Annotated in this window: 17 protein-coding genes and 1 pseudogene; 7 read left to right on the plus strand and 11 right to left on the minus strand. The window is 74.9% G+C overall.

Annotated elements, in window-relative coordinates:
• Nucleotides 1-49 precede the first annotated feature (49 nt).
• Nucleotides 50-1,189: an Mrp/NBP35 family ATP-binding protein gene (locus KLI87_RS10530; RefSeq protein ID WP_156218931.1), complete on the plus strand. Its 1,140-nt coding sequence runs from the start codon at nt 50-52 to the stop codon at nt 1,187-1,189.
• A 49-nt stretch (nt 1,190-1,238) separates the two neighbouring features.
• Here the strand turns inward: KLI87_RS10530 and KLI87_RS10535 are convergent, their stop codons facing one another.
• From KLI87_RS10535 to sigE, 5 genes and pseudogenes are all read right to left on the minus strand, one after another.
• The gene (locus tag KLI87_RS10535) at nt 1,239-1,595 is read right to left on the minus strand and encodes a sec-independent translocase (protein WP_156218932.1); all 357 of its coding nucleotides are present in this window, start codon (nt 1,593-1,595) and stop codon (nt 1,239-1,241) included.
• Between the two features lie 144 nt (nt 1,596-1,739).
• Nucleotides 1,740-3,647, minus strand: coding sequence for a S1C family serine protease (locus tag KLI87_RS40960; protein WP_214616814.1), 1,908 nt, complete (start codon nt 3,645-3,647; stop codon nt 1,740-1,742).
• Between the two features lie 110 nt (nt 3,648-3,757).
• Nucleotides 3,758-4,861: a MucB/RseB C-terminal domain-containing protein gene (locus KLI87_RS41465; RefSeq protein ID WP_156218934.1), complete on the minus strand. Its 1,104-nt coding sequence runs from the start codon at nt 4,859-4,861 to the stop codon at nt 3,758-3,760.
• The gene (locus KLI87_RS10550; protein WP_214616815.1) at nt 4,858-5,484 is read right to left on the minus strand and encodes an anti-sigma factor; all 627 of its coding nucleotides are present in this window, start codon (nt 5,482-5,484) and stop codon (nt 4,858-4,860) included. The genes KLI87_RS41465 and KLI87_RS10550 overlap by 4 nt, the downstream gene beginning before the upstream one ends.
• 341 nt (nt 5,485-5,825) lie before the next feature.
• Nucleotides 5,826-6,437, minus strand: a pseudogene (gene sigE / locus KLI87_RS10555) (RNA polymerase sigma factor SigE); the annotation flags it as partial.
• 251 nt (nt 6,438-6,688) lie between these two features.
• Between sigE and KLI87_RS10560 the strand changes: the two are divergent.
• Nucleotides 6,689-7,291, plus strand: coding sequence for an O-methyltransferase (locus KLI87_RS10560; RefSeq protein WP_214616816.1), 603 nt, complete (start codon nt 6,689-6,691; stop codon nt 7,289-7,291).
• A gap of 20 nt (nt 7,292-7,311) precedes the next feature.
• On the plus strand, nt 7,312-7,878 hold the full coding sequence (locus KLI87_RS10565) for a hypothetical protein (protein ID WP_156218936.1): 567 nt from the start codon (nt 7,312-7,314) through the stop codon (nt 7,876-7,878).
• A gap of 4 nt (nt 7,879-7,882) precedes the next feature.
• Here the strand turns inward: KLI87_RS10565 and KLI87_RS10570 are convergent, their stop codons facing one another.
• Both KLI87_RS10570 and KLI87_RS10575 read right to left on the minus strand, forming a co-directional pair.
• On the minus strand, nt 7,883-9,403 hold the full coding sequence (locus KLI87_RS10570) for a leucyl aminopeptidase (RefSeq protein ID WP_214616817.1): 1,521 nt from the start codon (nt 9,401-9,403) through the stop codon (nt 7,883-7,885).
• A 120-nt stretch (nt 9,404-9,523) separates the two neighbouring features.
• The gene (locus KLI87_RS10575) at nt 9,524-9,691 is read right to left on the minus strand and encodes a DUF3117 domain-containing protein (RefSeq protein ID WP_075022250.1); all 168 of its coding nucleotides are present in this window, start codon (nt 9,689-9,691) and stop codon (nt 9,524-9,526) included.
• 207 nt (nt 9,692-9,898) lie between these two features.
• Here KLI87_RS10575 and KLI87_RS10580 point away from each other — a divergent pair, with 207 nt between their 5' ends.
• The 3 genes from KLI87_RS10580 to KLI87_RS10590 all read left to right on the plus strand — a co-directional run bounded on the left by KLI87_RS10580 (nt 9,899) and on the right by KLI87_RS10590 (nt 14,186).
• Nucleotides 9,899-10,684, plus strand: coding sequence for an enoyl-CoA hydratase-related protein (locus KLI87_RS10580; RefSeq protein WP_214616818.1), 786 nt, complete (start codon nt 9,899-9,901; stop codon nt 10,682-10,684).
• A gap of 86 nt (nt 10,685-10,770) precedes the next feature.
• Nucleotides 10,771-11,535 carry an ABC transporter ATP-binding protein gene (locus tag KLI87_RS10585; RefSeq protein ID WP_156218939.1) on the plus strand — a complete coding sequence of 255 codons (765 nt, stop codon included), beginning with the start codon at nt 10,771-10,773 and terminating at the stop codon, nt 11,533-11,535.
• A gap of 5 nt (nt 11,536-11,540) precedes the next feature.
• On the plus strand, nt 11,541-14,186 hold the full coding sequence (locus KLI87_RS10590) for an FtsX-like permease family protein (RefSeq protein WP_214616819.1): 2,646 nt from the start codon (nt 11,541-11,543) through the stop codon (nt 14,184-14,186).
• A 15-nt stretch (nt 14,187-14,201) separates the two neighbouring features.
• On the opposite strand, the gene KLI87_RS10595 is transcribed toward KLI87_RS10590, so the two are convergent.
• The 3 genes from KLI87_RS10595 to KLI87_RS41475 are packed head-to-tail and all read right to left on the minus strand — an operon-like array spanning nt 14,202 to nt 15,679.
• Entirely contained in the window at nt 14,202-14,777 is a 576-nt protein-coding gene (locus KLI87_RS10595; protein WP_214616820.1) for a DNA-3-methyladenine glycosylase I, read from the minus strand.
• Nucleotides 14,778-14,825: 48 nt separating this feature from the next.
• Nucleotides 14,826-15,254 (minus strand): SRPBCC family protein, encoded by a 429-nt coding sequence (locus tag KLI87_RS41470; protein WP_308165945.1) that lies wholly within the window; start codon nt 15,252-15,254, stop codon nt 14,826-14,828.
• Nucleotides 15,251-15,679, minus strand: a complete 429-nt coding sequence (locus KLI87_RS41475; RefSeq protein ID WP_308165947.1) for a hypothetical protein — start codon at nt 15,677-15,679, stop codon at nt 15,251-15,253. Before KLI87_RS41475 ends, KLI87_RS41470 begins: the two co-directional genes overlap by 4 nt.
• A 67-nt stretch (nt 15,680-15,746) precedes the next feature.
• Between KLI87_RS41475 and KLI87_RS10605 the strand changes: the two genes are divergently transcribed.
• Nucleotides 15,747-16,064, plus strand: coding sequence for a hypothetical protein (locus KLI87_RS10605; protein ID WP_156218942.1), 318 nt, complete (start codon nt 15,747-15,749; stop codon nt 16,062-16,064).
• A 54-nt stretch (nt 16,065-16,118) separates the two neighbouring features.
• Here KLI87_RS10605 and KLI87_RS10610 read toward each other — a convergent pair whose 3' ends face one another.
• Nucleotides 16,119-17,435 (minus strand): alkaline phosphatase PhoX, encoded by a 1,317-nt coding sequence (locus KLI87_RS10610; RefSeq protein ID WP_156218943.1) that lies wholly within the window; start codon nt 17,433-17,435, stop codon nt 16,119-16,121.
• Between the last annotated feature and the right edge of the window lie 52 nt (nt 17,436-17,487).

The raw sequence follows: 17,487 nt of genomic DNA on the forward strand, positions 1-17,487 counted from the left end.
CCGGCACCCGGATTGGCGGGCACGGCCACCGAGTTCATACCATGGGGACATGGCCTCCCAGTTGACGACCGAGCGGGTGACCGAGGCTCTCGCCACGGTGAACGACCCCGAGATCCGCAAGCCGATCACCGAGCTCGACATGGTCAGGAACATCGACATCGACGCGGGCGGCGGCGTCCGCGTCGGGATCTACCTGACCGTGGCCGGATGTCCCATGCGGGACACCATCACCAAGAACGTCACCGAGGCCGTCTCCCGGCTGGAGGGCGTCGCCTCCGTCCAGGTGGAGCTGGACGTGATGAGCGAGGAGCAGCGCAAGGACCTCCAGACCAAGCTGCGCGGCGGGCAGCCCGCCAAGGAGATCCCCTTCGCCAAGCCGAACTCGCTGACCAAGGTGTACGCGGTCGCGAGCGGCAAGGGCGGCGTGGGCAAGTCGTCGGTCACCGTGAACCTGGCCGCGGCCCTCGCCGCGCAGGGCCGCAAGGTCGGCGTCGTGGACGCCGACATCTACGGCCACTCGGTGCCGCGCATGCTCGGCGTCGAGCACCCGCCGACCAAGGTCGAGGACATGATCATGCCGCCGACCGCGCATGACGTGAAGGTGATCTCGGTGGGCATGTTCACCGCCGGGAACCAGCCGGTGGTGTGGCGGGGCCCGATGCTGCACCGCGCGCTCCAGCAGTTCCTCACCGACGTCTACTGGGGCGACCTCGACATCCTGCTGATGGACCTGCCGCCCGGCACCGGCGACATCGCGATCTCGGTGGCGCAGCTGCTGCCCTCGGCCGAGATCCTGGTCGTCACCACCCCGCAGCAGGCCGCCGCCGAGGTCGCCGAGCGGGCCGGGGCGATCGCCGCGCAGACGCACCAGCAGGTCGTCGGTGTGATCGAGAACATGTCCTACCTGGCGTGCCCGCACTGCGGCGAGCGGCAGGACATCTTCGGCGTCGGCGGCGGCCAGACCGTCGCGGACGCGCTGACGGCGACGCTCGGCACCCGCGTCCCGCTGCTCGGCCAGGTCCAGATCGACCCGAGGCTGCGCGAGGGCGGCGACAGCGGTGTGCCGCTGGTGCTCGCCGACCCCGACGCGGGCGCCGCCAAGGAGCTGCGCACGATCGCCGAGCAGCTCTCCGGGCGCAGCCGGGGGCTGGCCGGCATGTCGCTGGGCATCTCCCCGAAGGGCCGCTGACCCCGGGCCCTCTACCCGGGCCGTCCACCCGGGGCCACCGGGGCCGCGGTCAGGTGGCCTCGGGGTCGAAGGGCGGCCGTTCGTCGTAGGCGAGGCCGCCCGCGGTCGCGTAGGACGGGTCCTCGCCGTTGACCAGGCCGCCGTTCGCGCTGGCGTAGGCGTCGTCGTCCTCGTCCTCCAGCAGGTGCTTGCGGACGAACGTCTTCGGGTTCAGGTCGTTGAGGTCGAAGTCCTTGAACTCCGGCCCGAGGCCCTCCTGGAGGTCCGCCTTCGCGGAGTTGGCCATCTGGCGGAACTGCCGCAGCATCCGTCCCGCCTGCCCGGCGGCCTGGGGCAGCTTGTCGCCGAAGATGACCAGCGCGAGCACGACGAGCACCGCCATCTCGCCGATACCGACGTCGAACAACCCGTCCTCCAGCAGCCAAAGGGACCGGCCCTGCGCGGACCGGTCCCCCCAGCGTATCCCGTATCGGATGAACCGGATCTGAACATCCGTGCCGCCTTCTGGGCGGCGCGTGCCCTGATCGACGCGGCCCGATCGGAGCGTGCCTCAGTCGGAACCGAGGGTGATCTCCACGGTGCTCTCCTTGCCCGTCCGCTGGAAGGTCACCTTCACCCGGTCGCCCGGCGCGCGGCTGCGGATCTGGGCGATCAGGTCGGTGGCGTCCTCGATGGGCTTGCCGTCCAGCGCGGTGATCACGTCGCCGGGCTTCAGGCCCGCCTTGTCGGCCGGGCCGTTCTTGGTGACCGGGGCCTGGCCGTTGACCGGCTGCGGCAGGATCCTGGCGCCGCCCTGCTGGTAGCGCGGGTCGGGCAGCACGCCCAGCTTGGCCTGCTTGACGGTGCCGGTCCGGATGATCTCCTCGGCGACCCGCTTGCCCTGGTTGATCGGGATCGCGAAGCCGAGGCCGATGCTGCCGCCCTGGCCCTCGCCGCCCATCGACTGGCCGCCGACGGTCGCGATCGCGGTGTTGATGCCGATCACGCGGCCCTTGGCGTCCACCAGCGGGCCGCCGGAGTTGCCGGGGTTGATCGCCGCGTCGGTCTGGATGGCGTTGAGGTAGGACGCGTCGGCGCCGCCCTCGCCCTGCGTGGGCACCGCGCGGTTCAGGGAGCTGACGATGCCGGTGGTGACCGAGCCCTGGAGGCCGAGCGGCGAGCCGATCGCGATCACCGGGTCGCCGACCGCGATCGCGGCGGAGTCGCCGACCTGGAGCGCGGGCAGCGAGTGCTGGCCCTCGGGCTTGAGCACCGCGACGTCCGAGCTCGGGTCGGCGCCCTTGACGGTCGCCGACAGCGTCTTCTTGTCGTTGAAGACGATCTGGATCTGGCCGCCGTTGCCGCCGCCCGCGACCACGTGGTTGTTGGTGACGACGTAGCCGCCGTTGACGATGAACCCGGTGCCGCCGACCTCGCCCTGCGAGGACTGCACGCGGATCATGACCACGCTCGGCAGCACCCGCTGCGCGACCCCGGCCACCGAGTCCGGCGGGCGGTTCTGCACCTTGGTGTCGCCACCGCCGCTGCCGCCGCCGAGGCTCACCGAGCCGCCGTCGTCGCCGTCGTCGGTCGCCATGACCCCGATCCCGGCGCCGACGGCACCGGCCACCAGGGCCACGATCAGCGCGACGACGGCCAGCAGCCCGAGGCCGGGGCCCCGCCCCGACGAGGACGGCATCGCCGGCACCGGCGCCCAGTTCGGGCCGGTGCCGGGCGGGCCGCCGAAGCCGCCCATCGGGCGCGGGCCGCCCGGAGGCGGCGGGCCCATCGGCGCGGGCGGCGGGCCCATCGGCGGGCCGCCCGGGGGCGGGCCGCCGACCGGCGGCGGGGGCCCCTGGTGGGACTGCCATCCCCCGTACGGCGGCGGGCCGCCCTGGGCGCGGGGGTCGTGGGCGCGCGGGTCCTGGTGGTGCGGGACGAACCCGGGCCGCGGACGGGACTCGGGGCCCTCCATCAGCGGCTTGTCGAGCGGGACGGGCGGCGGCTGCGGCATGTCGCGCGGCGGCGCGTCCTGGACCGGGACCTCTTGGAGGCCCAGCTCGCGCGGAGGCGTGTCGTGCAGCTCCCGCATCGGCATGTCCATCGGGGTGTCGCGCGCGGGCGAGGTCTCCCGCCCGCCGCCGAGCGGGGCGTCGGGCGGCACGAAGCCGCCCGCCACCAGCCGGTCGCCGTTGTCGTCCTGCGGACGGTCGTCCTGCGGGAGGTCGTCCTGCGGACGGTCGTCGTGGAGCCGGCCGCCCTCGGGCCGGTCGTCCTCGGGACCGGTGCTCCAGCGGCGGCCCTCGCCCGGCCCGGCGCCCTGCGGTGCGGCCCCGGCCGCCGACTGCCCCAGGGGGAGCTCCTGGTCGGCGACCGTCTCGGGGGGAGCGGGCGCCTCCTGCCGTTCAGGCTCGTCGCCGGGGACGGTGTCCTCGTCCTCCGGCCGCGCCTCGCCCGGCCCGCGGTTGTCTTCCGTCATCCCCATCTCCTACCGAGCATGGTTCTCTTCATCCGCGCTCATCGTGCCCCGCCGCGCATGTGGCGAGCATAAGACCTTCCGTGACCGCCGGGCGAACCGCGGCACCCCCCTCAGCCGAAGGGATTGGCGGCCGAACCGAGGCGCCGGGCGCCGCGCGCGAGCCGCGTCCAGAACGGGACGCCGCCGCGCGGCAGGTCGAGGGCGACGGCCTCGGCGGTGCTCTGCGGCACGTCCGTCAGCACCGTCGAGACATACCCGTTCCCCGAGGAGATCGCCCAGCGGCGCAGCGCCTCGCGGCGGTACACCGTCCGGCCCCGGCGCACGGTCTTCTGCCAGCCGGGCAGGCGCGCCTCGTCCAGGCTGCCGCGCTGGACGAAGACGGAGACGGCGGCGAGCCCGTCGGAGTAGCTGAGGTGGACGGTCGCGCCGTCGCTGCGCGCGTCGTAGAGCGTGAGCCTGCCCGGCAGGTCCTTCGGGATGGGCCAGCCCTCCGAGCGGAGCCGGGCGAGGCGCGCCCCGTCCAGCCGCTCCCCCCACGGGGCGAGCGCGGCCGCCTGGGCGTCCACCATGTCCGGGTCGGGGCGGTCGGCGCCCCGGGCGGGCGGCGCGGGGCGCAGCGTGATCCTCGGGCCCGCGGCGGGGACGTCCAGATCGATCTCGGTGAACCCGGTCGCGACGACGCGCCGCCCGGTGGCGTCGATCAGCTCCCGGTACAGCATCAGCCCGGTCTCGGAGTCGATCCAGAACCGCCCGGCGGTGCCGCCGCCGGGCCGGCGGGCCTCGACGACGTGGGCGGCGCGTCCGCAGGCGCGTGCGTCCGCCACGCGGGACACCGAGTAGTTGCGGGCCAGCAGCCCGAGCGTCGCGGCGACGATCCCGGCACTCTCGTCGGCGGCCGAGTCGGGGCGGTAGCCCTCCGCGCCCGAGGAGGCCCGGTACCGGACGCCCTCGCCCGGCCGGTGCGTCACCGCGACCTCCGCCGTCGCGGAGCGGCCGCGGTTCCAGGTGGTGAGGAAGCGCCGCCCCTCGTAGGGGACGCGGCGCGCGGCGTCGGCGGCGGCGCGCAGCAGGCCGACCGCGCCGGGGTCGCTGCGGACGCCGCGGGCGGGCCCGGCGTCACCGGTCACCGTGCCGGCGAACGCGAGCGCCCCCGCCAGCCCACCGGCCACCAGGGCGCGGCGTCGCGCCCGGCCGGTGCCGGTGTAGCGGGTCACGGCCCAGGCGAGGTCTGGATCTGGTTGACCGGGTCGGTGAGCGGGTCGGTCATCGGCGTGTCACCGGAGGTCAGCGCGTGCTCGACGGCGAACCGGTCGAAGGCGGGGGTGACGGCGGGCGCCTCCTGGCGTCCGCCGGCGGCGTAGGACGCGGCGCCGAGCCCGAGGAACAGGGTGGCGGCGCCCACGACCAGGTAGCGGCGCTGATGGCGGCGCAGGGCGCCGGAGCCCGCCGAGGCGACGGCGCGGCCCGCCGGGCGGTTGTCGCGCGGACGGCCCGGCCCGGCCCCGCGCACGGGCTGCCGCATCGGCCGCGTGGACTGGCCGCCGAGCGTCCCGGGGTGGCCGGGGCGCGTGCCGGACGCGTCGTCCGGCGCGGCGGGCGCGGCGGGTTCGGCCAGCGAGCGCAGCCGGGTCAGGAAGTCATCGGTGGGAAGGTCGTCGGCGCCGTCGGAGGCGGGCAGCCGGGACAGTCCCCGCAGGCGGCCCTTGATCTGCCGCAGTTCGTCGGCCTCGGCGCGGCACCGCGCGCAGCCCGCGAGGTGGGCGAGCGCCCTGTCGCGCTCCTCGTGCCCGAGCTCTCCGTCGACCAGAGCGGTCAGTCGCTCCCCCAGGCAGCTCACACGGCCTCCCCGCGTGAGGACGGCCCCCGCCCCCCGGCAAAGGCCGCGCTGATGCCCTCGCTCCGCTCCGTCATGACGCCTCTCGTGGTTTTCCGTGGATGCGCGCGCGGTTCCCCGCCCGCGCGCGGGTCGCCTGCTTACACGCCCTCCGGCCGCGGCAGGGCTTGCGCGCCCTCCGCCGCGAGCACCTGGTAGCCGCCCGCGTGTATCCCCGCGGCAGCGGCCTCCTCAGCCTTTCCCGCCTGGAACTCGTTCCTCGTCCCAGGGCTGTGCACCCCGGCCGCTACCGCAGCCTCCCCGGCCTTACCGGCCTGGAACTCGTTCCTCGTCCCAGGCCGGCGGCGCGTCGGGGCCCTGTGCTCCAGGGCGGCGCGCAGCTGGGCGCGGCCGCGGTGGATCCGGCTGCGGACGGTGCCGAGCTTGACGCCGAGCGTCGCCGAGATCTCCTCATACGAGAGGCCCTCGATGTCGCACAGCACCACGGCCGCCCGGTACTCGGGGGCCAGGGCGTCGAGCGCGGCCTGGACGTCGGCGTCGAAGTTGGTGTCGTCGAACGCCTGCGCCGGGGTTGGCTCGCGGCCCTGGAGGCGCTCGGCGGCGTCGTCGGCGAGTCCCTCGAAGCGGATGCGCTGGCGGCGCCGCGCCATGTCGAGGAAGAGGTTCGTGGTGATCCGGTGCAGCCACCCCTCGAACGTGCCCGGGGTGTAGTTCGACAAAGAGCGGAACACGCGGACGAAGACCTCCTGGGTGAGGTCCTCGGCGTCGTGCTGGTTTCCGGTGAGGCGGTAGGCGAGCCGGTAGACGCGCGCGGAATGCTCGCGCACGACCTCGTCCCAGGACGGCGGCGCCCATTCGGCCTCGGGGGCGTTCTCCCGTGTGCGCGCGGCGCTTCCCAACCCCTGCCTGGGGCCGACCCCCACAGCGCCTCTAAAACTCAGTGCTGCGACTCCCATGGTGCCGGGCTGTTCCTCTCTCGTGAGCCAAGGTCTCGCCTTGGAACGGCACGGTCTCGCCTGGGCTGGGGCGGTTCTGAACCGACTCGGTACTACGACTCGGCTCATCGGGGTGATGTGCTCCGTCGCTGGTTAGAACGCGCTGACACTCCAGATGGTTCCCTGTCAGCGATATGGTCTTTCCAGCATGAGCCAGGCGGGGGTCCCGCGAGGAGGCAGCCATCGACGCCATTCAGGCCACCCTGGCCTACGTGGAGGAATTCCTCCCCGAAGACGAGCCGCTCGTGGCCGCCCGGCGCCGCGGCGAGGAGATCGGCGCGACGCCGATCAGCCCGGCGGGCGGCGCCGCGCTGCGCTTCGTGGCGACCCTCATCGGCGCCCGGACGGTCGTGGAGGTCGGCTCCGGCTGCGGCGTCTCCGGCGTCTGGCTCCTGCGCGGCATGGCCAAGGACGCGGTGCTGACGAGCGTGGACGTCGAGCCCGAGCACCAGCGCCTGGCCAAGCTCGCCTACCGGGAGGCCGGGCTCGGCTCGTCCCGCACCCGGATGATCATCGGACGGGCGCTGGAGGTGCTGCCGAGGCTCACCGACGGCGCCTACGACATGGTGTTCTGCGACGCGGTGAAGCAGGAGTACCCCGAGTACCTGACGGCGGCGCTGCGGCTGCTGCGTCCCGGCGGCGTCGTCGCGTTCGACAACGCGCTGTGGGAGAACCAGGTCGCCGACCCCTCCCGCCGCGACCCCGAGACCGAGGCGATCCGCGAGGTGCACCGCTCGATCCGCGAGGACGAGCGGCTCGTCCCGCTGCTGATCCCGGTGGGCGACGGCCTGCTGTGCGCGGTGAAGACGGACTAGCGCCCCGCGAGGTGTTCGCGGTGCGGAACCGGGTCACCTGGGCGGGGGCGCGGCTGGCCATCGCATTGGTGATCTTGTTCCTGGCCTCGGCGGGGTTCGTGGCGGGCGCGGTGATGCGCGGCCTGACGGTGGGCAGCGCGGTGTTCCTGCTGCTCGGAGTGGCCGGGATCACGCTGTTCGGCGCGGGTCTGGCGGTGTCGGCCGGCGGGATGCTGGCGCGGCGCCCCGTCCTGGAGATGGACGCGGACGGGCTGCGGCGGCCGGCGCGGTGGCCGCTGCCCCGGCGCGGTGAGCGCGTACTGCCCTGGGCGGACGTGGCGGCGATCGCGGCGGTGCGGCGGGTGACCTCGCGGGGGCGCGAGCTGGACTACCTGGTGTTCCTGCCGACGGCGGAGCTGGCCGAGCTGGCGCGCACGGCGGAGCGGCCACGGCTGGTCGCGCTGACGCTGCGGGACGTCCCGGCGACGGCGGAGGCCGCCGCGTGGTGCTTCGCGGTCGAGCCGGGCTGGGACGTGCCGCTCCCGGGCGTCGTCGAGGAGGCGGGGCGGCGCCGTCCCGTGCCGCTGATCGACCGCAGGACCCGCTGACCCGTCAGGCCGCGGTCAGCCAGTCCAGCAGGAGGCGGGCGCCGAAGCCGGTGGCGCCCCGGGTGAGCTCGGCGTCCTCGGAGGTGGACCGGCCGGGGCCCGCGATGTCCAGGTGCGCCCAGGCGCGGTCGCCGACGAACTCGCGCAGGAACAGCGCCGCGGTGATCGCTCCCGCGCCGTAGCCGCCGCGCCCGATGTTGTTGATGTCGGCGACGTCGGAGTCGATCGCGACCCGGTAGTCCTCGACGAGCGGGAGCCGCCACAGCGGCTCGCCCGCCGCGGCGCCGGCCCCGGTGAGGGCGGCGGCCAGGGCGTCGTCGGCGGTGAACAGGGCGGCGGTGCGCAGGCCGAGGGCGACCTTGGCCGCGCCGGTGAGCGTCGCCACGTCGACGATGACGTCGGGGTCGAGTTCGGCGTCGGCGTAGGCGAGCGCGTCGGCGAGGACGAGGCGCCCCTCGGCGTCGGTGTTGAGCACCTCGGAGGTCTTCCCGCCGAAGTGGGTGATGACGTCGCTCGGCCGCATCGACGACCCGGAGGGCATGTTCTCGGCCGCCGCGACCAGCCCGGTGACCCGCGCGCGGACGCCGAGGCCGCGCAGGGCGGCCATGACGGCGATGACCACGCCGCCGCCCGCCATGTCGGTCTTCATCGTCTTCATGTTGTCGTTCGGCTTCAGCGACAGGCCGCCGCTGTCGAACGTGATGCCCTTGCCGACGAGGACGACGTGCCGCTCGGGGGTCCCGGCCGGCTCGTAGGACAGCTCGATCAGCCGGGGCGGCCGGACCGATCCGGAGCCGACGGCCAGCAGCCCGCCGAAGCCGCCCTCGACCAGCTCCTTCTCGCCGCGCACGCGGACGGTGAGCCCGGCGCCGGCGGCGACCCGCTCGGCCTGCGCGGCGAGCCAGGAGGGGTCCTTCTCGCCGGCCGGGGTGTTGGTGAGGTCGCGGGCGAGGGCGGTGGCGCCGGCGCGGGCGGACCCGCGCTCGACGGCGGCCTCGACGTCGGCGTCGGTGTCGGCGTCTGCGTCGGCGTCTGCGTCGGTGAGGACGGCCAGCGTGCCGAGGGGCGCCTTGGGCGGCGGCGCGCCGATCTTGAACTGGTAGCCGGCGAGCAGCGCGCCCTCGACGAAGGGGGCGGGGTCCGCGGCGGAGTCCCCGCCGGGGAGGGCGGCGACCAGCGCGCTCCGGCCCCTGCCGCGGCGGGCCAGCGCGGCGCCGGCCCGGCGCAGGTCGGCCGGGGTAGCGGCGCCCACCCCGTAGAGCAGCAGCTCACGGACCTGGCCGCCCACCCGCACGGGAGCGGAGACGATCTCGCCGGGCTCGCCCTTGCCGCCGTGCAGCGCGAGCAGCTCCTCCAGCGTGCAGGGCAGCGCGGCGGTGATCTCGGCTGCGGGCGCGGAGGCGGCGGAGGGGCCCTCGGAGCCTGGACGGACGGGCAGCGCCACCACCTCGGCCCCGAGCTCGACCGCCGTCTGGACGAGGGTGCCGCCGGCACCCCCGCGGTGGACGCGGGTCTCGATGGGCATGGGTGGGTCCTCCCCCTTCTGAAAACGCTGCCGAAACTCCGTGATCTTCACCCCCGGGAACGGCAAGGGCCCCGGCGGATCCGCCGGGACCGTCACCAAAGGACCGGGAGCGCCGGGCCGTCAGCCCACGACTTCCTTGAGGGCCTCGCCGAGCTCCTTGGCCTCGTCGGCGGAGAGCTCGACCACAAGGCGGCCGCCGCCCTCTAGCGGGACCCGCATGACGATTCCGCGCCCCTCCTTGGTCACTTCGAGCGGACCGTCTCCCGTCCGCGGCTTCATCGCCGCCATGCGTGCATCCCCTTCCTGCCTAGGGCCGCTGGGGGCCTCGGGCACCGTTGGCCGCGGGGCCGCCGGTCGCATTCGCGTCATCAGTAGTGGTCCATTATCTCGTCTTCCGGGCGCGAAGTGGTAACGATCAGCCTCCAGATCGGCAGAGCGACCCCCGGGGCGCCCGCGACGGCTGTGAAAGGATCCGCATCGGATGGGAGGGCGACGATGCCAGAGACCGTGCTGTACGACGTCACCGAGGGTGTGGCGACTATCACACTCAACCGTCCGGACGGGATGAACTCGCTGACGGAGGAGATGAAGGAGGCGCTGCTGGCGACCGCGCGCCGCGCCGCCGCCGACGAGGCCGCCCGCGCGGTGGTCATCACCGGCGCGGGGCGCGCCTTCTGCGCAGGTCAGGACCTGCGCGAGCACGCCGGCAACCTGGCCGCGGGCAAGGGCCTGGACGACACCGTCCGCCGCCACTACAACCCCATCGTGCTGACGCTCACCCGCATGCCCAAGCCGGTCGTCGCGGCGGTGAACGGCGTCGCGGCGGGCGCGGGCGCCTCGCTGGCGTTCGCCTCCGACCTGGTCGTCGCGTCGGAGACCGCCCGGTTCGCGACCGCGTTCACCGGGATCGGGCTGGCGCCCGACAGCGGCATGTCGTGGACGCTGCAGCGCCTCGTCGGCCGCGCCAAGGCGGCCGAGCTGCTGCTGCTCGGCGAGCCCGTGAAGGCCGCCGAGGCGCTGGAGATCGGGCTGGTCCACCGGGTCGTCCCGGCGGACGAGCTGGCCCCGGCGTCGGTGGAGCTGGCGCGGCGCCTGGCGGCCGGGCCGACCGCGTCCTACGCGGCGGTGAAGGAGGCGCTCGACCACGCGGCCTCCGCCGACCTCGCGTCCGCGCTGGAGCTGGAGGCCGACCTCCAGGACCGGTGCGAGCGGACCGCCGACCACCACAACGCGACCGAGGCGTTCCTGAACAAGCGGCGGCCGACCTTCGAAGGCCGCTGACCGGCCCCGGGGTGGGGTTGTCCCCACCCCGGACTCTGGAGTGCGCGCCAATGTGGCCGGGGGTGTCCGCGCGGTTGCCTTGAGGCATGACACAGACAACCGCCGCTCCCCACGCGGCGCAGCTCGGCGGTCCCGTGGCCGTCGCGACCGACCTCGTGAAGTCCTACGGGACGGGCGACGGCGCCGTGACCGCGCTGCGCGGCGTCTCGGCGGTGTTCGCCCGCGGCCAGTTCACCGCGATCATGGGCCCGTCCGGGTCGGGCAAGTCGACGTTCCTGCACTGCCTGGCCGGGCTCGACACGGTGACCTCCGGGTCGGTCCGGATCGGCGACGTGGAGATCACCGGGCTGTCCCGGACGCGGCTGACCAAGCTGCGCCGCGACCGGCTCGGGTTCGTGTTCCAGTCGTTCAACCTGCTGCCGATGCTGACGGCGGAGGAGAACATCCGGCTCACCGGGCGGCTCGGCAACCGCCGCGCGGACCGCCGGTGGTTCGACACGATCGTGGACGCGCTCGGGCTGCGGGGGCGGCTGTCGCACCGGCCGAGCGAGCTGTCGGGCGGCCAGCAGCAGCGGGTCGCGGTGGCGCGGGCGCTGCTCACCCGTCCCGAGGTGCTGTTCGCCGACGAGCCGACCGGCAACCTCGACTCCCGCTCGGGCGCGGAGGTGCTGGGCTTCCTGCGCACGGCCGTCGACGACTACCGGCAGACCGTGATCATGGTCACGCACGACCCGGGCGCCGCCGCGCACGCCGACCGGGTGCTGTTCCTCGCGGACGGGATGATCGTCCACGAGCTGGCCGCGCCCACCATCGACGGCGTGCACGCCGTGATGCGCCGGATGGAGGGCTGAGCGGCATGTGGCTCATCGCGCGGCGCTCCTTCGCCGACGGCTGGATGCGCCTGATCGCCACGCTGCTGGCGGCGATGTTCTCCGTCGGGCTGATCGCGGGCTCGCTCCAGTTCACGCTGCGCGCGCAGGAGGCGGTCGCGGGCAGCGACGCCAGCGAGTACGCGCGGGCGGACGTCCTGGTGCAGGGCGGCTCGGCCGACCCCGACGACGCCTACTCGGCCCCGGACGGCCGCGTCGACCTGGCGCGCGTCGCCGGGGTGCCGGGCGTCGCCGCGGTCTCCGGCGACGCGATGGTCGAGGCGCAGGCCGCGGGCCGGAGCGGCAGGCCGGTGGTCGCGCCCGCGGGCGGCCGGACACGGCTGCGGCCCTGGCCGTCCGACGGCCGGCTCAGCGCCTACCACCTGGAGTCGGGCCGGGCGCCCGCCGCGCCGGGTGAGGTCGTCGTCACCCGGCACATCGCCCGCGCGGGCAAGGTCGGCGCGGGCGACCCGGTCACGCTGGCGCTGCCGCGCGAGACGCGCCGGATGACGGTCGTCGGGGTGGCGACCGTCCAGGGGCACAGCGCCGTCGCGAGCGGCGACCTGGTGCTGGCCACGCCCGAGACCGTCCGGCAGGCGGCGGGGCTGCCCGCCGGCGCCTGGCAGAGCGTGTGGGTGAAGGCGGCGCCGGGCGTCGCGCCCGCCAAGCTGCGGGACGACCTGAACCGCGCCCTCACCGCCCACGGCCGGAGGGAGGCGCCTCCCTGTGGGGGGACGACCCCCCACACCCCCCGAGACTGCCCTGTCACCGTCCAGACTGCCGCGTCGGTCAGGCACGGGGAGTCGGCGAGCAACAAGTCCAGCGGCGTCTCGATCGGCGGCGCGATCGGCATGCTGTCGTCGGTCGCGGTGTTCGTCGGGCTGTTCGTGGTGGCGAACACCTTCGGCACGCTCGTCCGGCAGCGGACCCGGCGGCTCGCGCTGCTCGGCGCGATCGGCGCGACGCCGCGCCAGATCAAGCGGCTGATCAGGTTCGAGGCGCTGGTGCTCGGCGCGGTCGCCTCGGCGTTCGGGGTGCTGCTCGGCTACCCGGTGTCGGGCCTGCTCACCCACCTGTTCGCGCAGGACGGCTTCGACATCAGCGCCGCCGACGCCCAGTTCGGCTGGGTCGCGCTCGCCGTCCCGGCCGCCGCCGGGATCCTCGTCACGCAACTCGCCGCCTGGCGGGCCGCGCGCCGCGCCGCCGGGATCTCGCCGATGCAGGCGCTGCGCGCCACCGCCGCCGAGACCGGCGGCCGCCGCTGGCCCCGGCTCGTCGGCGCCTCCGTGATCCTCGCGCACGCCGCGATGTTCTACGGGCTGACGTTCGCGGTCAGGGCCGAGGAGCCGCCGGGCCCCGACCGCGCCGTCGGCGTCGCGATGATGATCCTGATGGGCTCGATGACCATGGTGATCGGGCTGGCCGTCCTCGCGCCGTTCTTCGTCGGCCCGCTCGGCGGGCTGGTCGGACGGCTCGGCCAGGCGGTCAGCGGCGAGTCCGGACGGCTCGCCCGCGCCACCATCACCCGCAGCCCGCGCCGCGTCTCCTCGGCCGCCTCCTCGCTCATGCTGGGCGTCGCGCTGGTCACCACGACCGCGCTCATGGTGCTGTCGGCCGACGCCCGCTTCGAGGAGGCGGGCAAGCAGGTCATGGTCGCCGGGCACGCGGTCGCCGCGACCGGCACGACCTCCGACGGCCCCGCCCCGCTCCCCCGGGACGTGGCGGCCCGCGCGGCCCGCGCCCCCGGCGTCACGCACGCCGTGCCGCTGACCGTGACCGACGCCAAGCTCGTCAGCCCGCCGCCCCGGCCGCCCTCCCCCGAGGAGGCGCCGGAGCCGGTCTACCTGACCGTGACCGGCGCGGACCAGGCGGCGCTGCCGTCCGTCCTCGACCTCGGCGGGCACCTGCGGGCGCTCGGCACCGGCGAGATCGGGGTGACCTCGGCCGTGCTGAAGGCGAACCAGCTCAGGAAGGGGCAGAGCATCACCGTGCGCGGCGCGCGGGGACGGGTGCGGCTGACGGTCGCGGGCGCCTACCACGACCCGTCCCACCTGTTCGCCGACCAGGCGCTGGTGTCCCCCGCGACCATGGACCGGCTCGACCCGGACGCGGCGACCCAGGCCGTCCTCGTCAGGGGCGGGACGGCCGCCTCCATCGGGCAGGCGGTCGCGGCCGTCCCCGGCGTGCAGGTCATGGACGAGGCCGGATACGTCAGGACCGCGTCGAAGTCCATGACCAAGGGCATGCGGGTGATCTACGGCTTCATCGGGATGGCGCTCGTCCTCGCCCTGTTCGGGATGGCGACGACGGTGTCGATGAGCGTGGCCGAGCGCACCCGCGAGTTCGGGCTGCTCGGCGCGGTCGGCGCGACGATGGCGCAGGTCCGCTCGATCGTCCGGTGGGAGGCCGCGACCGTCGTGCTGCTGGGCGGCCTGCTCGGCATCGGCACCGCGTTCGGGACCGTCGCGCTCATGCACGTGGCGACCCAGAGCTCGTTCCTGACGCCGTCCGCGCCGTGGTGGCTGTACCTGCTGATCATCGGCGCGGCCGCCGCGATCACGCTCGGCACCTCCGCGCTGCCCGCGCGCCGGGCCGCCGGGATCCCCGTCCTGGAGGCGACCAAGGCGGACTAGCGGGGACCGACCTCGCTAGGCGTAGGCCCCGCGCCGGTGGCAGCCGGCGAGGTGGTCGTCGACCAGCCCGCACGCCTCCATCAGGGCGTAGACGGTCGTGGGGCCGAGGAACCGGAAGCCGTGCCGCTTGAGCTCCTTGGCGAGGGCCTTGGAGCCCTCGGTGGAGGCGGGCACGTCGCCCATGTCGGCGTAGGCGGGCGCGCCGGGGTCGGCGTAGCGCCACACGGTCGCGGCGAGGCCGCCGGGCAGGTCGAGGGCGGCGCGGGCGTTGCCGATCGCCGCGTCGATCTTCGCGCGGTTGCGGACGATGCCGGCGTCGCCCATCAGGCGGGCGACGTCGGCGTCGTCGAACGCGGCGACCTTCTCCATGTCGAAACCGTGGAAGGCGGCGCGGAACGCCTCGCGCTTGCGCAGGATCGTCAGCCAGGACAGGCCCGACTGGAACGCCTCCAGGCACAGCCTCTCGTACAGGCCGGCGTCGTCGCGGACGGGGCGGCCCCACTCCTCGTCGTGGTAGGCGATGTAGTCGGGCGCCGACAGCCCCCACGGGCAGCGCGCCAGCCCGTCCTCGCCACGGATCGCTGTGCTCATCCGGACCGTTCTACCTCATTCCACCGACATCCGACCGGCCGGGCGGGGTCAGGAGGCCGCCAGCGCGGCCAGGCGGCGCAGCCCGAGCCCCATGAACGCGCGGACGACGGGCCCGGCCAGCAGCCAGCCCGCGCGCCCGGCGGGCCCGAGCGGCAGGTCGACGCGCTCGGCCCACACGACACGGCTGCCCGACCCGTAGGGGGTGACCTCGAACCACGCCTCGCCGCGCACGACCCGCCCGGTGTGCCGGACGGCCACCCGCCGCCCCGGCCGCCAGTCGGTGACCACCATCGTGTCGAGGAACCCGGCCCGGCCGACTCCCGTGAAGGCGCGCAGGTCGGCGCCGACCTCATGGCCCCCCTCGGCGCTGGTGAACGGCATCCACTCGGCGTGCCTCGGCCAGTCGGTGAGGACCTCGAAGAGGCGCTCGGGCGAGGCGTCCGAGACCGCCTCGGCGTGGACGGCGACGGCGCTCACGCGCCCTCCTCGCCGGCGGGCTCGTCGGCCGCGCCGTCCTCGGAGCCGCGCAGCGCGCCGTTGTTCGCGACGACCTGCTCCTGGATGCCGTGCAGCGCGCCGATCCGCTCCGGCCGCTCCTGCTCGCCGAGGCGGCGGCGCAGGTCGTCGAGCTGCCGCTCCAGGACGGCCAGCCGCAGGTCGCGCTCGGTCAGCGCGCCCCGCAGGCGGCGCAGCGCCTCGTCGGTGACGGTGACCTGGTAGCCCCAGGCGGCGTGCGGAAGCCGCAGGTGGGCCGCCTCCGACGCGGTGAGCTGGCGCCCCTCCGGCAGCGGGAGCGGCGGATGGTCGGCATGGGTCTCGGCCAGCTCGCCGCCCCGGCCCATGGCGAGGACGACGACGGCGCCCAGCACGGCGACGCCGACCAGGACGAAGACCACAACCACGTTCGCGCTCCGATCTGTCACCGTCTCCCAACGTCCACGCATGACCGATCGTGCCACGCTTGGGGGCATGGGGTTGCATGAGCGATGGGTTCTGACGTCCGGAGCGGACGTTCCGGAGGGCGCGGTCGACGCGGGAGCCGCGCCTCCGGCGGCGCGTGTGGCGGAACTGGCGGAGGCGGGCGGTGTGGTCCTGGTCACGCTGGAGTCGGACGAGCCGGAACCCGACCCGGGCCTCCTCGCGGCCGCGTCGGTCTACGCGTGGCTCGGGGCGCGGGCCTTCCTCGTCCCCGGGCCTCAGGCGGACGCCGTGCGCCAGGTCGTCGACATGGTCGCCTCCATCCAGGGCGTCCGCCCCCCGGCCGCCGCCCGCCGCGGCCTGGCCTGACGGAACCCCGGTTCTCCTGGGGAGCGGGCCCAGGAAACCGGGGTCACGGGCGACTCAGCCGCGCAGCTTGTGCCAGGGGCCCGTGATGGCGAAGGTGGCGCCCGGGTCGGACTGGCGGTTGGCGAACAGGACGCGGCCGTCGGGCGAGAACGTGACGCCGGTGAACTCGCTGCCGTTGAGGGCGTTGCGGGCCATCGCGAACGGCTTGTTCTTCTTGGTGGTGCCGACGAGGTACTGCTCGCCGTCGCCGTCCTCGGCGAGGATCACGCCGCCGCCGTAGGGCGAGACCGTGATGTTGTCCGGGCCGTCGAACCGGCCGCCCGGCTTGAAGATGAGCTGGAGCTCGATCTGGTTGCTCTTCGGGTCGTAGGTCCAGACCTGGCCGGCGTGCTCGGCGGCGGCGCCGTCGGACTTGTGCGAGAAGCTGCACACGAAGTACACCTTCCCGTGGCCCCACCACGCGCCCTCCAGCTTCTGGCTCCGCGTGATCGTGTCGAACTGCTTGCGGACGGAGGTCTCCTTCGCCGACGGGTCGGGGACCTTCACCCAGCGGGCGTGCAGCTTGGTGCCGGGCTCCTGCACGATCGACAGGTCCGGGACGCCCCGGACGTTCAGCGCCTCAAGCCGGCCGCCCTGCGCGTAGGCGTGGTAGTCGCCCCGGTGCGCGCGGGGGCGGAACCGGTAGAACAGGCCGAACGGGCCCGCCGCGTCCTCGGTGAGGTAGGCGGTGAGCGTGTGCGGGTCGACGGCGACGGCCTCGTGGGCGAACCGGCCGAGGCCGGTCAGCGGGACGGGCTTGGTGCGCTTGCCGTGCGGGTCGACCTCGAAGACCCAGCCGTGGGTCTTGGTCTGGGCCGAGAAGCCCTCGGTCTCCTCGCACGTGAGCCAGGTGCCCCAGGGGGTGCGGCCGCCGGCGCAGTTGGTGGAGGTGCCGGCGAGGCTCACGTACTGGGAGAGCAGCGTCCCCTCGCGGTCGACCTCCAGCGTGGTCGTGCCGCCCCAGGCCGCCGGGTCGTAGGTCCACTCGGGACGGGCGACGGCGCGGGTGCCGTTGGTGCTCTGCTCGTGGTTGCGGACGAGGCGGGTGCGGTCCGGCTTGCTGCCCGGGAAGGTCGCCGTCCCGTCGTGGTGGCCGGGGACGACGCCGCCGCCGGAGATGGACTCGCCCTCCACCGACAGCGTCTTGTACGAGAAGCCCTCGGGCAGGTCCAGGACGCCCTTCGGGTCGGGGATCAGCGGGCCGTAGCCGTAGGCCTCGCCGACATCGGCGCCCGCGGAGGTCTGGAAGATCGAGTCGAGGCTTCCGGCCAGGGCGATGGACAGCGCGCCGGCGGCGCCGCCCTTCACCACACCGCGACGGGACACGGACATGGGCACTCCTTCGGAACACGTGGTGGGATCACGCGGGAGCCTGGTCCGCGCC

It is taken from the genome of Actinomadura sp. NEAU-AAG7 (genome assembly GCF_018603865.1).
GTDB classification, from domain to species: Bacteria; Actinomycetota; Actinomycetes; order Streptosporangiales; family Streptosporangiaceae; genus Spirillospora; species Spirillospora litoris.

Excerpts from the sequence above, each read along its gene's own strand:
- KLI87_RS10575 (WP_075022250.1), bottom strand. The coding sequence starts at position 9,691 with ATGGCGGCGATGAAGCCGCGGACGGGAGACGGTCCGCTCGAAGTGACC.
- KLI87_RS10610 (WP_156218943.1), bottom strand. The coding sequence starts at position 17,435 with ATGTCCGTGTCCCGTCGCGGTGTGGTGAAGGGCGGCGCCGCCGGCGCG.
- KLI87_RS10585 (WP_156218939.1), top strand. The coding sequence starts at position 10,771 with ATGACACAGACAACCGCCGCTCCCCACGCGGCGCAGCTCGGCGGTCCC.
- KLI87_RS10570 (WP_214616817.1), bottom strand. The coding sequence starts at position 9,403 with ATGCCCATCGAGACCCGCGTCCACCGCGGGGGTGCCGGCGGCACCCTC.
- KLI87_RS10595 (WP_214616820.1), bottom strand. The coding sequence starts at position 14,777 with ATGAGCACAGCGATCCGTGGCGAGGACGGGCTGGCGCGCTGCCCGTGG.
- KLI87_RS10605 (WP_156218942.1), top strand. The coding sequence starts at position 15,747 with ATGGGGTTGCATGAGCGATGGGTTCTGACGTCCGGAGCGGACGTTCCG.
- KLI87_RS10580 (WP_214616818.1), top strand. The coding sequence starts at position 9,899 with ATGCCAGAGACCGTGCTGTACGACGTCACCGAGGGTGTGGCGACTATC.
- KLI87_RS10590 (WP_214616819.1), top strand. The coding sequence starts at position 11,541 with ATGTGGCTCATCGCGCGGCGCTCCTTCGCCGACGGCTGGATGCGCCTG.
- KLI87_RS40960 (WP_214616814.1), bottom strand. The coding sequence starts at position 3,647 with ATGACGGAAGACAACCGCGGGCCGGGCGAGGCGCGGCCGGAGGACGAG.
- KLI87_RS10530 (WP_156218931.1), top strand. The coding sequence starts at position 50 with ATGGCCTCCCAGTTGACGACCGAGCGGGTGACCGAGGCTCTCGCCACG.